The organism is Microbacterium songi (assembly GCF_042747925.1).
Taxonomy (GTDB): domain Bacteria; phylum Actinomycetota; class Actinomycetes; order Actinomycetales; family Microbacteriaceae; genus Microbacterium.
The window spans coordinates 87,543-102,628 of sequence record NZ_JBHZIE010000004.1; the positions used below are offsets into that span (position 1 = coordinate 87,543).

Annotated in this window: 12 protein-coding genes; 2 read left to right on the forward strand and 10 right to left on the reverse strand. The window is 68.3% G+C overall.

Features of this window, described 5'->3' with window-relative positions; translation table 11 throughout:
• Positions 1-141: 141 nt before the first annotated feature.
• From ACFM35_RS06865 to coaE, 4 genes are all read right to left on the reverse strand, one after another.
• Complete coding sequence (locus tag ACFM35_RS06865) at positions 142-2,448, reverse strand: 5'-nucleotidase C-terminal domain-containing protein (protein ID WP_378840065.1); 2,307 nt, start codon at positions 2,446-2,448, stop codon at positions 142-144.
• A gap of 156 nt (positions 2,449-2,604) precedes the next feature.
• On the reverse strand, positions 2,605-3,051 hold the full coding sequence (locus ACFM35_RS06870; RefSeq protein WP_378840067.1) for a MarR family winged helix-turn-helix transcriptional regulator: 447 nt from the start codon (positions 3,049-3,051) through the stop codon (positions 2,605-2,607).
• Positions 3,052-3,447: 396 nt separating this feature from the next.
• Complete coding sequence (gene uvrB, locus ACFM35_RS06875; protein WP_378840069.1) at positions 3,448-5,529, reverse strand: excinuclease ABC subunit UvrB; 2,082 nt, start codon at positions 5,527-5,529, stop codon at positions 3,448-3,450.
• Positions 5,530-5,821: 292 nt separating this feature from the next.
• Positions 5,822-6,442, reverse strand: coding sequence for a dephospho-CoA kinase (coaE, locus tag ACFM35_RS06880; protein WP_378840072.1), 621 nt, complete (start codon positions 6,440-6,442; stop codon positions 5,822-5,824).
• 297 nt (positions 6,443-6,739) lie between these two features.
• Here coaE and ACFM35_RS06885 point away from each other — a divergent pair, with 297 nt between their 5' ends.
• The gene (locus ACFM35_RS06885; RefSeq protein WP_378840074.1) at positions 6,740-7,615 is read left to right on the forward strand and encodes a response regulator transcription factor; all 876 of its coding nucleotides are present in this window, start codon (positions 6,740-6,742) and stop codon (positions 7,613-7,615) included.
• A gap of 9 nt (positions 7,616-7,624) precedes the next feature.
• Here ACFM35_RS06885 and ACFM35_RS06890 read toward each other — a convergent pair whose 3' ends face one another.
• The 4 genes from ACFM35_RS06890 to rpsA form a co-directional block, all read right to left on the reverse strand.
• A complete protein-coding gene (locus ACFM35_RS06890; protein ID WP_378840076.1) occupies positions 7,625-8,803 on the reverse strand; it encodes a hypothetical protein in 1,179 nt (392 codons plus the stop codon).
• Positions 8,803-10,533 carry a sensor histidine kinase gene (locus tag ACFM35_RS06895; protein WP_378840078.1) on the reverse strand — a complete coding sequence of 577 codons (1,731 nt, stop codon included), beginning with the start codon at positions 10,531-10,533 and terminating at the stop codon, positions 8,803-8,805. The genes ACFM35_RS06890 and ACFM35_RS06895 overlap by 1 nt, the downstream gene beginning before the upstream one ends.
• Before the next feature lie 79 nt (positions 10,534-10,612).
• Positions 10,613-11,233 carry a hypothetical protein gene (locus tag ACFM35_RS06900; protein WP_378840081.1) on the reverse strand — a complete coding sequence of 207 codons (621 nt, stop codon included), beginning with the start codon at positions 11,231-11,233 and terminating at the stop codon, positions 10,613-10,615.
• Positions 11,234-11,401: 168 nt separating this feature from the next.
• Positions 11,402-12,853 carry a 30S ribosomal protein S1 gene (gene rpsA / locus ACFM35_RS06905; RefSeq protein WP_378840084.1) on the reverse strand — a complete coding sequence of 484 codons (1,452 nt, stop codon included), beginning with the start codon at positions 12,851-12,853 and terminating at the stop codon, positions 11,402-11,404.
• 203 nt (positions 12,854-13,056) lie between these two features.
• On the opposite strand from rpsA, the gene ACFM35_RS06910 reads away from it, so the two are divergent.
• Entirely contained in the window at positions 13,057-13,269 is a 213-nt protein-coding gene (locus tag ACFM35_RS06910; protein ID WP_378840087.1) for a DUF1653 domain-containing protein, read from the forward strand.
• A gap of 19 nt (positions 13,270-13,288) precedes the next feature.
• Here the strand turns inward: ACFM35_RS06910 and ACFM35_RS06915 are convergent, their stop codons facing one another.
• Positions 13,289-13,936, reverse strand: a complete 648-nt coding sequence (locus ACFM35_RS06915; protein WP_378840090.1) for an NAD(P)H-binding protein — start codon at positions 13,934-13,936, stop codon at positions 13,289-13,291.
• Between the two features lie 65 nt (positions 13,937-14,001).
• Positions 14,002-15,051: a zinc-dependent alcohol dehydrogenase family protein gene (locus tag ACFM35_RS06920; RefSeq protein WP_378840093.1), complete on the reverse strand. Its 1,050-nt coding sequence runs from the start codon at positions 15,049-15,051 to the stop codon at positions 14,002-14,004.
• Between the last annotated feature and the right edge of the window lie 35 nt (positions 15,052-15,086).

The following is a 15,086-nucleotide window of genomic DNA, read 5'->3' on the forward strand; positions in this document are numbered from 1 at the left end:
GTCTAGGCGGGGCCTCCGACACCGGGCACGGGCTTCGCTGGTGGCGGACGTCGCCGCCTTCCGGGCGTGTCGGGGAGACGGCCGGGAACACGGATGCCGCGGGGCTGAGCCCCGCGGCATCCGTTGTTCAGCGGTTGTGCGTCACCAGACGATCAGCGGCAGCCAGAAGCTCGTCGACGTCTTCACGGTGTCGCTGCCGACGAACTGCGCCGACAGTTTGTGCAGGCCGCGGGCGAGCGATGGAAGGGTGACCGTGACCCGGCCGTTGTCGGTCTCGGTCAGCGTCGCTGTGGCGATGACCTTCGAGCCGTCGAGGATGTTCACGGTACCCGTGGGCACGACGCCGCCGGCGAGGACGATCGCCGTGTAGGCGACGGCCGAGCCCTTCTTGGCGATGATCTTGCTGGGCCAGCCGAACGTGGTCGACTTCACCGGCTCGACGACCTGGATCGGGACCTCGAACGATGTCCCCGTGGCCGTCGTGATCGTGAGCGGCACCGTGCCACTCACTCCAGCCGGAACGGTGACGGACAGCGTCGCCCGACCGGCCTCGTCGGTCACGGCCACCAGGCTGCGGTCGATGGCGGCCGAACCCACGGCGATGCCGCCGATCGCCACATCGACCGTGGCCGCGGGGGTCTCGGTCGTCGTGAAGTCGAGCGACGACAGGGTCAGATCGATCGTCGATCCCGTCGTGTAGCCGCTTGCACCCGGCGCGGAGAGCGTCACACCGATCGAACGCTGAGCGAGATCGGGCGTGGCGGTCTTGTTCGCGGCGAACCAGTCGACCATCCCCTGCAGATCGATCTGACCGGTGTCCGCCTTGCTCGTCCCCTGCGCCAGCACGGTGAAGTTGTCTCCGCCCGCGGCGAGGAATGAGTTGACGACGACGGTGTAGGCGGCCGACGGGTCGAGCGCGGCACCTGCGAGCGCGAGGTTCTGCACGCGGGAGCCCGCTGCCGCGGTGTAATCGACCGTGTAGGTCAGGTCCTTCGACACGCCGAGCTTGAGGAACGGGCGCGACGCACCGGCCGGCTGCCACTGCTGCTCGAGCACCTGGCGGATCTGGTCACCGGTGAGCGACATCGTCACGAGGGTGTTCGCGAAGGGCTGCACGGCGGCGGCCTCGGCGAACGTCACATTCCCGGCGGGATCGGTGTCGGAGGTACCCGCGTACTTGATGTCCTGACGGAGTCCGCCCGGGTTCATGAAAGCGATCTGGGTGCCCGGAACCTGTCGCTGCGTGGCCCACAGCTGCACGTCGGCGACGAAGTTGCCGAGCGTCGATTCCGCTCCGCGCGCTTCTCCGATGCCCGTCGGGGTCTGCGCGGTCACGGGCACGGGCTGCAGCGCTCTGTTGAAGTCGGCCGTGATGTCACCGACTTTCTTCGAGCCTTCGACCTTGGCGTAGGCGACCGATTCGGCCACTGCTCCGGCGATGGCCGCATCCGGGGCGTAGTTCGCGACGTACGGTGACGCGGTGGTGCCGGCGCCGCTGTACATCGAATACGTCGTGTTCACCATCGACAGGATCTGCTTCGAATCGGGATCGACTTCGATCGCCATGTCGCTGAACTTCTCGCCGTACTGACCCGACGAGATGACCGGTCGGTCGTCGATGACGAAGTTGTAGGCGAGATGCGTGTGCCCTGAGACGATCGCGTCGACGTTGTCGTCCACACCGTTCACGATCTTGCCGAAGGGCGTGGCGGGGTCGGTCGCCGACTCCACGGTCGGCTGCGAGGCGCCCTCATGCACCAGGAGCACGACGACGTCGGCCTCGCCGTTGTCGGGGTTCCCGTCGCTCAGCTCGTCCGCGACCCGGTTGACGTTCTCTGTGACGTCACGGACTTCGAGGTCGGCGATGCCGGCCGGGCTCACGAGGGAGGGAAGCTCATTGGTGACCGCACCGACGAACCCGACCGTGACACCGTCGAACGTCGTGGTCCAGTACTCCGGAAGCGCCGGCGTGTCGGTACCCTTCAGGAAGACGTTCGAGGCCAGGTACTCCCAATCGGCGAGGCCCTGGACGCGATCGCGCAGGTCGGCCCAGCCCTTGTCGAACTCGTGGTTGCCGACCGAACTCACATCCAGCCCGGCGGCGTTCAGCGTGTCGATGGTCGGCTTGTCCTGCTGGATGAAGGACGTGAAGGTCGACGCGCCGATCATGTCGCCGGCTGCGGCGAACACCGTGTTCGGGTTCTTGGCGCGGATCTGGTCCACGGCCGTCGCGAGCGCGGCGATGCCACCGGCGGGGGCGGCCGCTTCGATGCGTCCGTGGAAGTCGTTGACGGTGACGAGGTTGATGGCGACCGGGTCGGCGGCCTGCGCGGCCGGAGCCGTCAGCAGCGCTGCACCGACGGCGGCGACGGTGAGCCCGGCACCGACGGCGAGACGACGCCGGGTGCGGGAGGGACGGGAGTGGTCGTGGGGAGACCGAGAGCGCATGTGTGCTTCCTCTTGCTGTGCCGATGGGGACGGAGCACGGCCGCGCACCGGTCGAGATCCGCGCGGAGCCGTGATCACTCGAGCGTATGTTTCGGCTGGGAGGATGCCTATGAAAGTGAGAGAGAGTTCACGCAAGCGTAAAGAACGGCGGCCGCATCAGTGACGCGACGCCGCAGGTCCGGAGAAGGGCGCCAGCCCGTCGCGCAGCGCCCTGAGGTGGGCGGCATCCATTCCCGTCTTCGCCATGATCTGCCCGGGCACGGCGAGCGCTTCTCGTCGCAGCTCGCGCCCCTCGCTCGTCAGAGCGATATCGAGGACCCGCTCGTCGGTGATCCGGCGGGTGCGGGTGAGCCTGCCTTGAGTCTCGAGTCGCTTGACCAGCGGAGAGAGCGTGGCGGGCTCCATCGCCAGCTCGTCCGCCAGCTCCCCGAGCGAGCGCGGCGAGCTCTCCCACAGTGCGAGCATCACGAGGTACTGCGGGTGGGTGAGGCCGAGAGGCTCCAGCACGGGCCGGTACAGCGAGACCACGTTGCGCGCCGCTGTGACGATCGCGAAGCACACCTGGTTGTCGAGCCTGAGCAGGTCGTCCGTCGTCGTCGCCATCGCGTCCCTCCTCGACATCAGTTAGTACACTAATGATCATGACACGAATGGATGCCGAGCCCGGCGATCGACCCACTCTTCGCGAGCGGGCGAAGGCCGCGGGCGGGTGGTACGCATGGTTCAACACCAGGCTCATCCGCGTGGCCGGTCCGGCCGCGGTCGGACCCTATGACACCGTCCCGGAGCCGGAGCGCTCGGAGCGACCCTGCCCTCTCTGCGGCTCGGCGATGTCTCTCCACTCGTTCGATCGGAGCGGGCCCAAACCACTCATGCACTGCCCGTGACCGAACCCTCGCCGCACGCCTGACCGCCGCGGCGTCGAGCGCTTGCGCCTGCGTGTGATTCCGCTCCGAGCACGGCCCCGCCCGCAACGCCCCTCGCCGGACGTCACAGGCCTCAGGCGTGACCCGCGCGCTCCATCGCCCGCAACTCCTTCTTCAGATCCTGCACCTCGTCACGCAGGCGTGCGGCCAACTCGAACTTGAGCTCTCCCGCCGCCGCCAGCATCTGACCGCTCAGGTCGCCGATGGTCGCTTCCAGCTGATTGGCCCCGTCGGCGGCGATACCCTCCCGACGCAGCCGAGGAGTGGGCGACTTGCCCTTGCCCGTCGACCCGGTGCGGCCGCCGCGCGATGCGAGCATCGCCGCAGTGTCGGCCCCCTCACGCGCGAGGGCTTCCGTGATGTCGGCGATCTTCTTACGCAGGGGTTGCGGGTCGACGCCGTGCTCGAGGTTGTAGGCGATCTGCTTGTCTCGACGACGGTCGGTCTCTTCGATCGCTTTGCGCATCGAGTCCGTCATGTTGTCGGCGTACATGTGCACCTCGCCCGACACGTTGCGCGCCGCGCGCCCGATGGTCTGGATCAGCGAGGTGCCGCTGCGCAGGAACCCTTCTTTATCCGCATCGAGGATCGCGACGAGGGAGACCTCCGGGAGGTCGAGGCCTTCGCGCAGCAGGTTGATGCCGACCAGGACGTCGTAGACCCCTGCGCGCAGTTCGGTGAGCAGCTCGACACGCCGAAGGGTGTCGACGTCCGAGTGCAGATAACGCACCCGCACGCCGTGCTCGCCGAGGAAGTCCGTCAGCTCTTCTGCCATCTTCTTCGTCAGGGTCGTGACGAGAACGCGCTCATCCCGACCCACCCGGACGCGGATCTGCTCGAGCAGATCGTCGATCTGGCCTTTGGAGGGCTTGACGATGATCTGCGGATCGATCAGCCCGGTCGGGCGGATGATCTGCTCGACCACGCCGTCGGCGATGCCCATCTCGTAACGGCCCGGTGTGGCCGAGAGGTAGACGGTCTGTCCGACCCGGTTCTTGAACTCATCCCACCGCAGCGGCCGATTGTCCATCGCGCTCGGCAGACGGAACCCGTGCTCGACGAGCGTGCGCTTGCGCGAGGCGTCACCCTCGTACATGGCACCGATCTGCGGGACCGTCGCGTGCGATTCGTCGATCACGACGAGGAAGTCGTCGGGGAAGAAGTCCAGGAGGCAGTGCGGCGCTTCGCCGGCCGCACGCCCGTCGAGGTGCCGGGAGTAGTTCTCGATGCCCGAGCAGAAGCCCAGCTGCTGCAGCATCTCGAGATCGAACGTCGTGCGCATCCGCAGGCGTTGCGCCTCGAGCAGCTTGTTCTGCGACTCGAGCTCCTTCAGACGGGACTCGAGCTCGGTCTCGATCGTTCCGATCGCCCGCTGAACCGTGTCGGTGCCGGCGACGTAGTGCGAGGCCGGGAAGATCGGCACGGCCTCCATCTTCTGCACCACGTCGCCCGTCAGCGGGTGCAGCATGTACAGCGCTTCGATCTCATCGCCGAACAGCTCGATGCGGATCGCGTACTCCTCGTACACCGGGATGATCTCGATCGTGTCGCCGCGCACGCGGAAGTTGCCGCGCGAGAAGTCGACGTCGTTGCGGTTGTACTGCATCGAGATGAACTTGCGGATGAGCGCGTCGCGGTCGTACCGCTCCCCCACCTGCAGAGCCACCATCGCCCGCAGATACTCCTCGGGGGCGCCCAGCCCGTAGATGCACGACACGGTGGAGACGACGACGACGTCGCGCCGCGACAGCAGCGAGTTCGTCGTCGAATGCCGCAGACGCTCGACCTCGGCATTCACCGACGAGTCCTTCTCGATGAAGGTGTCGGTCTGCGGGACGTACGCCTCGGGCTGGTAGTAGTCGTAATAGGAGACGAAGTACTCCACGGCATTGTTCGGCATCAACTCGCGGAACTCGTTCGCCAACTGGGCCGCGAGCGTCTTGTTGTGCGCGAGGACGAGCGTCGGACGCTGGACCTGCTCGATGAGCCAGGCGGTCGTCGCCGATTTGCCGGTACCGGTCGCTCCGAGCAGGACGACGTCGGTCTCGCCGGCGTTGATCCTCCCGGCGAGCTCCCGGATGGCTTGCGGCTGGTCACCGGAGGGGACGTAGTCGCTGACGACCTCGAACGGTCGGACGGAACGAGTAGCCTGCATCATTCCAGCGTAGGCGGGGGTTCCGACATCGCGGCCGGGGTTCGCCCAGCGCTGATCTCGCGGGTGTTCACACCGATTCGTCCTCGCCGGATTCGAAGTCGCCGGTGGCGAAGTCGTCCCAGTCGCCGTCGTCGGGAACCGCCGGCCACGAACGCCGTCGAGGTTCGTGCGGTGCCATGTGCGATCCCTCCGCCGGTGGTGCTCACGTCATGCGTCCGACGCTACGCCCGGCGTGTGAACAGGCCGTGTCGGAGGCATATCCCCCCGATGTCGGGCCGCGTGTCGAGGCGGATCAGTCGGCAGCCCGGGCGGCGACGCGCTCGGGAAGCTCCTGCCAGAGCGCATCGACCTGCGCGTACGTGTCGGAGAGGGCACCTGCCGTGTCGATCACGACGTCGGCGAAGGCCAGGCGCTCCTCGTCGGAGATCTGCGCGTCGATGCGGGCCGCCGCGTCGGCTTCCGACATACCCCGCACCTGGATCAGTCTCCGCTGCCGCACATCGCGCGGCGCATGCGCCACGATGACGAGCTGCCACGGGTCATGCGCGCGCGCCTCGACCAGCAGCGGCACGTCGTAGACGACGATGTTCGCGGGATCGGAAGTGAGCGCGTCGTCGAATCGCCGCTGCGACTCGATGCGGACGGCCGGGTGGACGATGGCGTTCAGAGCGGCGACCTTCGCCGGATCGGCGAACACGGTTGCACCCAGCGCCGCGCGATCGAGCGAGCCGTCGGGACGCAGCATCCCGTTCCCGAACTCCGCCGCGATCGCCGCGAGCACCGGCGAGCCCGGCTGCTGCACGTCGCGCACGATCGCGTCCGCATCGACGATCACGGCGCCGAGTTCGGCCAGACGCGCGGCGATGGTCGACTTGCCGGACGCGATGCCTCCGGTGAGGGCGATGAGGGGCATGTATCGAGGATGCCACGGCGCGGTGCCGCCTCATCGACGGCGCTGGGCGCTTCCTCAGCATTCGCTCAGGTCGCGATCCTCGGGACGGCATGAGCGGGCACTGAGGTCGCACTGAGGGGCTCGTCGTAGCGTCAGGAGTGGCAGACGATTTCGGGCACCCCCGGACAGTCGCGCACACTCCCCGACCGTGTCGGGGACGGGGCGCCGTGACCCGAACACGGCGCCCCACCTCCCGGTCGAGGCGAACGCGTCGTCCGGCGGCAGAGGAGGCGGCGATGAGCAGCGGAGAATTTCCGCATGCCCGGTGAAGCGTTCACCGCTGCGTTCTGGGATATCCTGACCGAGGTCACCGACCCTCCGCTGGCGGAGAGTCGCGACCAGGGGGGTTATCCAGTGGACGAAGCGCGCGTCGCGGTCGTCGTCGAGGACGAAGCGGACATCCGCTCGCTGCTCGCCGACGTGCTCGAGCAGGCGGGTTTCGTGGTGCACACGGCGTCGAACGGACTCGACGGCATCGAGCTGGTGCGCACCGTGAATCCGATCGTCACCACGCTCGACGTCAACATGCCCGGGATCGATGGGTTCGCGACCGCCAAGCGCATCCGCGCCACGAGCAACACGTACATCGTGATGCTGACGGCGCGCACCGAGGAGATCGACGCACTGCAGGGTCTGGAATCCGGCGCCGACGACTACATGACCAAGCCTTTCCGGCCGCGCGAGCTGCGCGCGCGCATCGAAGCGATGCTGCGACGCCCGCGCGTGCACACCGCGGCCATCGACGCTCCCGCCCAGGCGGCCGCCGCTACGACGCCGAACGACCGCGAGACCGCGCACGACGACGGAGCCGGATGGCTCGGCCACAACGGCCTGCGGATCCACCCCGAGATGCGGGTCGCGGCGCTGGGCGACGACACCCTCGAGCTGACCCGCAGCGAATTCGATATCCTCGTCGAGCTTCTCCAGGCGGGCCGCCGTGTCCGCAGCAAGGGCGAGCTCGCCCTGATGCTGCGCGGCGAGCGCTACACAGGCACCGAGTTCCTCAGTGACAGCGACGCTCGGGCGATCGAAGTGCACATGGCCAACATCCGCCGCAAGCTCGGAGAATCGCCGCAGAACCCGCGGTGGATCGAGACGGTCCGCGGCGTGGGCTACCGCCTCACCGCGCAGTGACGGCGGGCCTCACCGCCTCGTCCAGTCCTCCACACCGCCGACGACGACCGATGCGTCGGCCTGGTCGGCTGCGCGACGAGCGGCGATCCGGGCGACGCGGCTGAGATCCTCGACGTCGTAGCCGGATGTGCTCGTGAGCGCCAGACCGACGCCGACGATGGGGATGATCCCGCCCGTCACCGTTCCCAGCCGCTCGAAGAGGCCCGCATAGATCAGGGTCGCGTGGCGTTTGGCATCGCTGCCGGACTCCTCCAGCATGCCCAGGAGCAGACCGCCCGATCCGTCCTCGCCGATGATCGCGTCCGACGGCGCCAGGAGCCGGACAGCTTCGCGCCACTGCGCCAGCAGCGCCCGCACGGTCTCGCTGCCGAATGCCGACGAGATCTGCTCCAGGTCCTCCAGGCGCACGGAGACGACGGCGCCCAGCTCGTGCCGACGCTGCGAGCGGGAGAGCACGTCGCCGACGATGCGCGTGAACAGAGGCAGAGACAGGATGCCGTCGCCGCGAGCACCCTTCCCCTCCGACAGCGTGGAGTTCCTCAGCTGCGCGCGCCCCGCGCGCAGCACCGACGTCACCACGAGCGCCACGATCGTCAGCGTGATCGTCACGAAACTCGTGCTGACCGTCGAGAACCACCGCTGGAAGACATCGCTGTCGGGGCCGGATGTCAGGAACACCGCCGAGCGCGCGACGTAGAAGACCGACTGGATGACGAAGACGACGGTGAGCGCCCTCGCCGTGCGCGTCCGCCCCAGGTCGCCGCGAAGGGTCTCGACCGCCCCCAGTGCGGCGAAGACCGCGAGAACGGCGAACATCCAGAGCGCTCCGGCCCAGGCGCCTCCGTCGGAACCCTCCAGCACCGCGACGCCGGCGGCGACCACGGCGCAGACCGACACCGCGGCCGCAGAAGTGATCATGGCGTGACCGTTGTACCGTCGGCATCCGAGCCACATGCAGCCGGTGGTCGCCACGAACGCCGCGTTGCCGATCCCGACCATCCACCAGGCGGAGGGCACATAGGCCCACGCGAGGTAGCAGACGGTGGTCAGCATGCCCGCGAGGAAGGCCAGCGCCCAGATGCGACCCGCGCCTTCATCGCGACGGATGAGTGTCTCGACGACGAAGGCGGCGCCGCTCACCAGGACGACGAGGGCGGTCATGACCGATACGGACTGGGGGTCGAGCATCAGAGGACCCCTTCGTCCGTCGACGCGGCGTCCTCTTCGTCCCGCGGAGGGACCCGCGGCGCCGGGGCCGCTGCGGCGCGGGTGGAGGGCAGACGCACCACGAAGGTCGACCCGATCTGCGGATAGCTGCGCACGGTGATGTCGCCGCCGTGCGCGCGCACGATGTCGCGGCTGATCGCCAGCCCGAGACCTGTCCCCCGCACGCCGGAGCTGCGGATGGATTCCGCGCGATAGAAGCGCTCGAACAGTCCGGCGGCCTCTTCCTCGGTCATCCCGATGCCGGTGTCGCGGACGAGGATCCATGTGGAGTCGCCGTCTACCGTGCATCCGATCGTCACGACACCCCCGTCACGGTTGTACTTGATGCCGTTGCTGATGAGGTTGTCGATGACCTGTCGCAGGCGCTGGGCATCCGCGTACGCGTGCGCGGGCTCGAGCCCGGTGAGGTCGAACGACACGTTCCGCTCGTCCGCGCGCAGCTGGAGCGACTCGGCGGCGGCTCGCAGCACATCGGCGATGTCGATGTCATCGGGCGTGATCGTGAGTTCGACGGACGACTGCGAGGCGCTGGATGCCGCGAGGATGTCGGCGACGATGCCCAGGAGCCTTTCGGCGTTGCGTTCGGCGATCTCCAGCTTGGCCCGAGCGCTCTCGGGTATGCGGTCGTCGTCGATGACGAGATCGATGTAGCCGAGGATGGCCGTCAGGGGCGTGCGCAGCTCGTGGGAGACCGACGCGACGAGCTCGTCCCTGGCCCGCAGCGCGTTCAATTCGCCGGTGAGGTCGCGGGAGATCAGGACGGCCCCGGCTTCGCCGCCGTTCTCATCCTTCAGACGCCGTGCCGAAACGCTCATCGCACGCGAATCGGCACCGGGCTCGCCGAACCACACGATCTGCCCGTCGAAGGCCTCACCGCGCAGGGCGCGTTCGAGAGGAAGTCCACCCGCCGGGACGGGGGTGACGCCGTCCTGCCGGAACGCGGGGCTGCCGCCCTCGCTCGCCTGCGGAAGTGTCTGCTGCAGTCGGTCGTGCGCTTCGTTGGCCATCGAGATGGAGCCGTCCGTCTCGATGCGGATGACGCCGAAGTCGACCGCGTCGAGAACCTCGGTCACGATCTGCTCCTGCCGCCGTGTGCGCTCGAGGGCGTGTCCGAGCAGCCTCGCCTGCTTGTCGAGGAGCATCCGCTGCGCGGCGGCCCGACGCGCGGTGAGGAAGCTGGAGCCGCTGACGGCCACGATGACGGGGACGAGCAGGTAGGTCGAGAAGTCGGGCTCATGATCCTGCGTGAGGGCGATCGTCGAGATGTAGATGCCGACGATGAGCACGAGCCCGCCGACCAGGCCCACGACGCCGAAGCTGGCCGGAAGCCAGATCGCGGGAAAGATCCACAGCAGCCCGAGTCCGGTGTCGGGACTGGCCAGCTCCATCATGGTGATCGCCACAATGTCCAGCACCGGCACCGCCGCGAGCAGCGGCAGCGGCAACCGGTTCCAGGGGATGACGATCGTCGCGCCGGTGATGAGGAAGACCAGCACGACCGCTGCGTAGAAAAGGGCGGCATCCCCGGGAAAGGGTGTGGTGGCGACGAGGATCGACATCACCACGACAGCCGCTCCGAAGAGGAGCTGATTCAGGCTCGCCGTCCGCTCGCGGGTGCGGTCCAGCACCGCTTCGACCGCGCGCTCGGGCTGGTCACCGGCGCGCATGCCGGCGACACCGGGGAATGCCATGAACCGACGTTATCGCGTCGCTCCACCGTCAGCCATCAGGCACACGCGGGGCCGGGCGCCCGCAGCCGCTGCGGGCAGGTCAGAAGCCGAAGTCACCACCGAAGTCGCCGAATCCGGCGTCGGTCGCACCGCCGTCCGCCCAGCCTCCGTCCGAAGCGCCGCTGTCGGGCGCGGCGCCGCCGTCGGACGCGGTCCCGGCATCCGACGTGCTCTCCGACCCGTCGGCTCCGCCACCCTCGGCGAAGGAGGGAGCGAAGAACGTGCTCACGAGCGCGGAGCCGATCACATAACCCGCGACCGTGCCCAGGATGGACGACCCCACCATCGAGCCGAAACCGGGCCCGGAGCGCGCCGCGCCCGACCCCCCGAACGAACGCTCCATGAACCCCGGGTTCATCGTCTCGGCCCGGGTTGCCGCGCGGGCGAGGGCGGCCGGGTCGTCGGAGCGCGGCCGCTCCGTGGGTGGCAGGCCTGCCGAGAGGTCGGCCAGCACCTGCCGCCGCTGGTCGTCGGTCAGCCGCGCGAACGCCTCCGCATGCACCTGCTCGATGGTTTCCGGCGGTGCGGTGCGCAAGAGATAGCGATAACGCTCGATCGCGATGTCGTCGTCGGAGCGCGGTGGCCCTCCGGGTGCGCCCTGGCCGGGCGGAGCCTGCCGCGCGGTGTCGTCGTTGCCGACCAGTCGGTCCCAGAAACCCATGATGTCCTCCGTGGAGTGTGCGGATCGCTTCACGCTACGGTCGATCCCTCGGAGGTTCCTGAGGACGCGGCATCCGCGGTCCGGATATGCAAGAAGGCCGGAACCCGAGGGTTCCGGCCTTCTCGATGATTCTCGACGTCAGTCGATCATCGCGTGTCTACCTGTGGATCAGCGACCCGAGAGCTTCTCGCGGAGCGCCGCGAGAGCCTCGTCGTCGGCGAGCGTACCGCCGCCGTTGCTGTCGGTCGAGAACGACGACGATGCACTCGAGGTCTCGGTCGGGGCGTTCGCCTCGGCCTCGGCGGCCTTAGCGACAGCGGCCTTGTGAGCCTCCCAGCGACCCTGGGCAGCGGCGTACTCCTGCTCCCACTTCTCGCGGGCCTCGTCCGAGCCTTCCTTCCAGGCATTGGTCTCGACGTCGAAGCCCTCGGGGTACTTGTACTCGCCGTTGTCGTCGTACTCGGTGACCATGCCGTACAGCGCCGGGTCAAACTCGGTGCCGTTGGGGTCGACCAGCTCGTTGGCCTGCTTGAGCGACAGCGAGATGCGACGACGCTCGAGGTCGATGTCGATGATCTTCACGAAGACCTCTTCACCGACGGAAACGACCTGCTCTGCGAGCTCGACATGCTTGCCGGAGAGCTCGGAGATGTGGACGAGGCCCTCGATGCCGTCCGCGACGCGCACGAACGCGCCGAACGGAACGAGCTTGGTGACCTTGCCCGGCGCGACCTGCCCGATGGCGTGCGTGCGGGCGAAGACCTGCCACGGGTCCTCCTGCGTCGCCTTGAGCGACAGCGAGACGCGCTCGCGGTCGAGGTCGACCTCGAGGATCTCGACGGTGACCTCCTGGCCCACCTCGACGACCTCCGACGCGTGCTCGATGTGCTTCCACGAGAGCTCGGAGACGTGCACGAGGCCGTCCACGCCGCCCAGGTCGACGAACGCACCGAAGTTGACGATCGACGAGACCGTGCCCTTGCGGACCTGGCCCTTGTGCAGGTTGTTGAGGAACGTGGTGCGCGACTCGGACTGGGTCTGCTCGAGGAGGGCGCGACGCGAGAGCACGACGTTGTTGCGGTTCTTGTCGAGCTCGAGGATCTTCGCCTCGATCTCCTGGCCGAGGTACGGCGTGAGGTCGCGGACCCGGCGCAGCTCGATGAGCGACGCGGGCAGGAAGCCGCGGAGGCCGATGTCGACGATCAGACCGCCCTTGACGACCTCGATGACCGAACCGGTGACCACACCGTCGTTCTCCTTGATCTTCTCGACGTCGCCCCAGGCACGCTCGTACTGCGCGCGCTTCTTGGACAGGATCAGACGGCCTTCCTTGTCCTCCTTCTGGAGGACGAGGGCCTCGACGGCGTCGCCGACCTTGACGACCTCGTTGGGGTCGACGTCGTGCTTGATCGAAAGTTCACGCGAGGGGATGACGCCCTCGGTCTTGTAGCCGACGTCGAGGAGGACCTCGTCGCGGTCGATCTTCACGACGGTGCCTTCGATGAGGTCTCCGTCGTTGAAGAACTTCAGTGTCTTTTCGACCGCGGCCAGGAAGTCCTCAGCAGATCCGATGTCATTGATGGCGACCTGCTTGGTGGCCGGGGCGGTTGCGATAGTCATGTAGTGGGTTGTCCTTGTAGGGGTGGGGTGTCGGGCTTCGGCACGATGCTGCCGGCGTCCGCAGCCCGCAGGCGAACGGATGCCTCGGATCGAAGCAGTTGGATTGGTTGTGCGATGTCGCGAGCGCATGACGAGCGAGTCACGCGAATGACATTCAAGGGTAGCAGAGAACGGTCGTCGCGCGCCGGGCCTAGGGTCGCGGCATGGACACCATCGACGCGGGGACGTATCGACATTTCAAGGGCGAACTTTACGACGTGATCGGCACCGCCCGTCACAGCGAGACCGAAGAGGTGCATGTCGTGTACCGCCCCCGCTACGACCCGGCCTCGCTGTGGATCCGTCCGGCGAAGATGTGGGTCGAGACCGTCGAGCACGAGGGTCATCTCGGCCCGCGGTTCACCAGGATCGAGTGAGTCGTCGACGACGACGGCGCTATGCCCCCGCGACGGCCTCGACGATCGGCACGTCGCCGGAGTTGAACCGGATGCTGCGCCCCACCGTGGACTCGTCTACCAGAACCGCGGCGACCACCGCGGCGACGTCCGCACGACCGACGCTCTCGGACTCGGCGGCCTCGACGTCGATACGGCCGGTGGGCGGGTCGAGGGTCAGCGCACTGGGCTGGAGGATCGTCCACGCGAGGTCGGTCGCGCTCAGATGCGCGTCCGCAGCGCTCTTCGCCTCGGCGTAGGCGAAGAAGGAGTCGTCTTCGGGCACACCGTGGTCGGGACCTGCGCCGAAGTACGACACCATCACGTACCGGTCGACTCCGGCGGCCGAAGCGGCGTCCATCGAGCGGATCGCGGCATCGCGGTCGACCGCCCACGTGCGCTCGGCGCTGCCGCCGCCCGCGCCGGCCGTCCACACGATCGCGTCCTGACCCGCGACGAGGTCGGTCAGCCCCGGCTCGTCCAGCTTCTCGACATCGGCCACCACCGGCTCCGCGCCGGCCGCCAAGACGTCTTCGCTGTGGTCGGGATTCCGGATCACGGCGGAGACCTGGTCTCCTCGAGCGGAGAGGAGAGGGGCGAGCAGCAGAGCGACCTTGCCGTGACCGCCGACGAGCATGATGCGTGACATGATGACTCCTTCGTAGGGGTGTGCCTGATCCAGCGTAGGCGGGCAGGATCGGCGGTGGGCCGGCGCTACGGGCGGAGGAGCACCTTCGTCGCGCGGCGCTCGTCCATCGCCGCATACGCTTCGGCGGCCTCGCTGAGCGGCAGATCGAGGTCGAACACGAGCCCTGGCGTGATGGCTCCGGATCGTACGTCCGGGAGCAGCTCCTCGATGTAGCCGCGTACCGGTGCGACCCCGCCGTTCACGCCCACATTGCTGCCGAACATCTGGCGCACCGGCAGCTCCGGACCGCCGTTGGGCACGCCGACGTAGCCGACCATGCCCCCGGGGCGGGTGGACCTCAGCGCCTGGTCCATCGACTCCTTGGTGCCGACGCACTCGAGCACCCGATCGGCGCCGATTCCGCCCGTCAGCTCGCGCACGCGTTCGATGCCGTCCGTGCCGCGCTCCTCGACGATGTGCGTCGCCCCGAAGCGACGGGCGAGCTCTTGACGCTGGGGATGCCGTGACATCGCGATGATCGTCGTGGCACCGAGCCTCTTGGCGGCGATGATCGCGCACAGGCCCACGGCGCCGTCTCCCACGACGGCCACGGCGTCGCCGGGGCCGACGCCCGCCGAGACCGCCGCGTGGTGACCCGTGCCCATGACGTCGCTCAGGGTCAGCAGTCCGGGGATCTCCTCGTCGGCCACCGGTCCGGGCACGACGGCCAGTGTGCCGTCGGCGAGAGGCACGCGTACGCGTTCACCCTGGCCGCCGTCGGCGAAGCCTCCGACCTGGTCGTCGCTGCCCCACCAGCCGCCGGCGAGGCAAGACGTGCTCACGCCGTTGCGGCAGTTGGCGCACGTTCCGTCGCAGACGTAGAAGGGCGCGATGACGAAGTCGCCGGGCGCGACCGCGCGCACGTCGGGACCGACCGCTTCGACGACTCCCACGAACTCGTGCCCGATCCGGTGGGGATGATCGGTCGGGACCACCCCGCGGTAGGGCCAGAGGTCCGAACCGCACACGCACGCGGCCACCACCCGCACGATGGCATCGCCGCCGGTGGACAGCACCGGGTCGGGTACTTCTTCGACACGGATGTCGCGGGGGGCATGGATGAGGGTTGCAAGCATGTCACGAGCCTATTGCGCGGCGACGGACCCGGCCA

Coding starts and splice junctions, on each gene's coding strand:
- ACFM35_RS06865 (WP_378840065.1), bottom strand. CDS start 2,448: ATGCGCTCTCGGTCTCCCCACGACCACTCCCGTCCCTCCCGCACCCGG.
- ACFM35_RS06870 (WP_378840067.1), bottom strand. CDS start 3,051: ATGGCGACGACGACGGACGACCTGCTCAGGCTCGACAACCAGGTGTGC.
- uvrB (WP_378840069.1), bottom strand. CDS start 5,529: ATGCAGGCTACTCGTTCCGTCCGACCGTTCGAGGTCGTCAGCGACTAC.
- coaE (WP_378840072.1), bottom strand. CDS start 6,442: ATGCCCCTCATCGCCCTCACCGGAGGCATCGCGTCCGGCAAGTCGACC.
- ACFM35_RS06885 (WP_378840074.1), top strand. CDS start 6,740: ATGCCCGGTGAAGCGTTCACCGCTGCGTTCTGGGATATCCTGACCGAG.
- ACFM35_RS06890 (WP_378840076.1), bottom strand. CDS start 8,803: ATGCTCGACCCCCAGTCCGTATCGGTCATGACCGCCCTCGTCGTCCTG.
- ACFM35_RS06895 (WP_378840078.1), bottom strand. CDS start 10,533: ATGGCATTCCCCGGTGTCGCCGGCATGCGCGCCGGTGACCAGCCCGAG.
- ACFM35_RS06900 (WP_378840081.1), bottom strand. CDS start 11,233: ATGGGTTTCTGGGACCGACTGGTCGGCAACGACGACACCGCGCGGCAG.
- rpsA (WP_378840084.1), bottom strand. CDS start 12,853: ATGACTATCGCAACCGCCCCGGCCACCAAGCAGGTCGCCATCAATGAC.
- ACFM35_RS06910 (WP_378840087.1), top strand. CDS start 13,057: ATGGACACCATCGACGCGGGGACGTATCGACATTTCAAGGGCGAACTT.
- ACFM35_RS06915 (WP_378840090.1), bottom strand. CDS start 13,936: ATGTCACGCATCATGCTCGTCGGCGGTCACGGCAAGGTCGCTCTGCTG.
- ACFM35_RS06920 (WP_378840093.1), bottom strand. CDS start 15,051: ATGCTTGCAACCCTCATCCATGCCCCCCGCGACATCCGTGTCGAAGAA.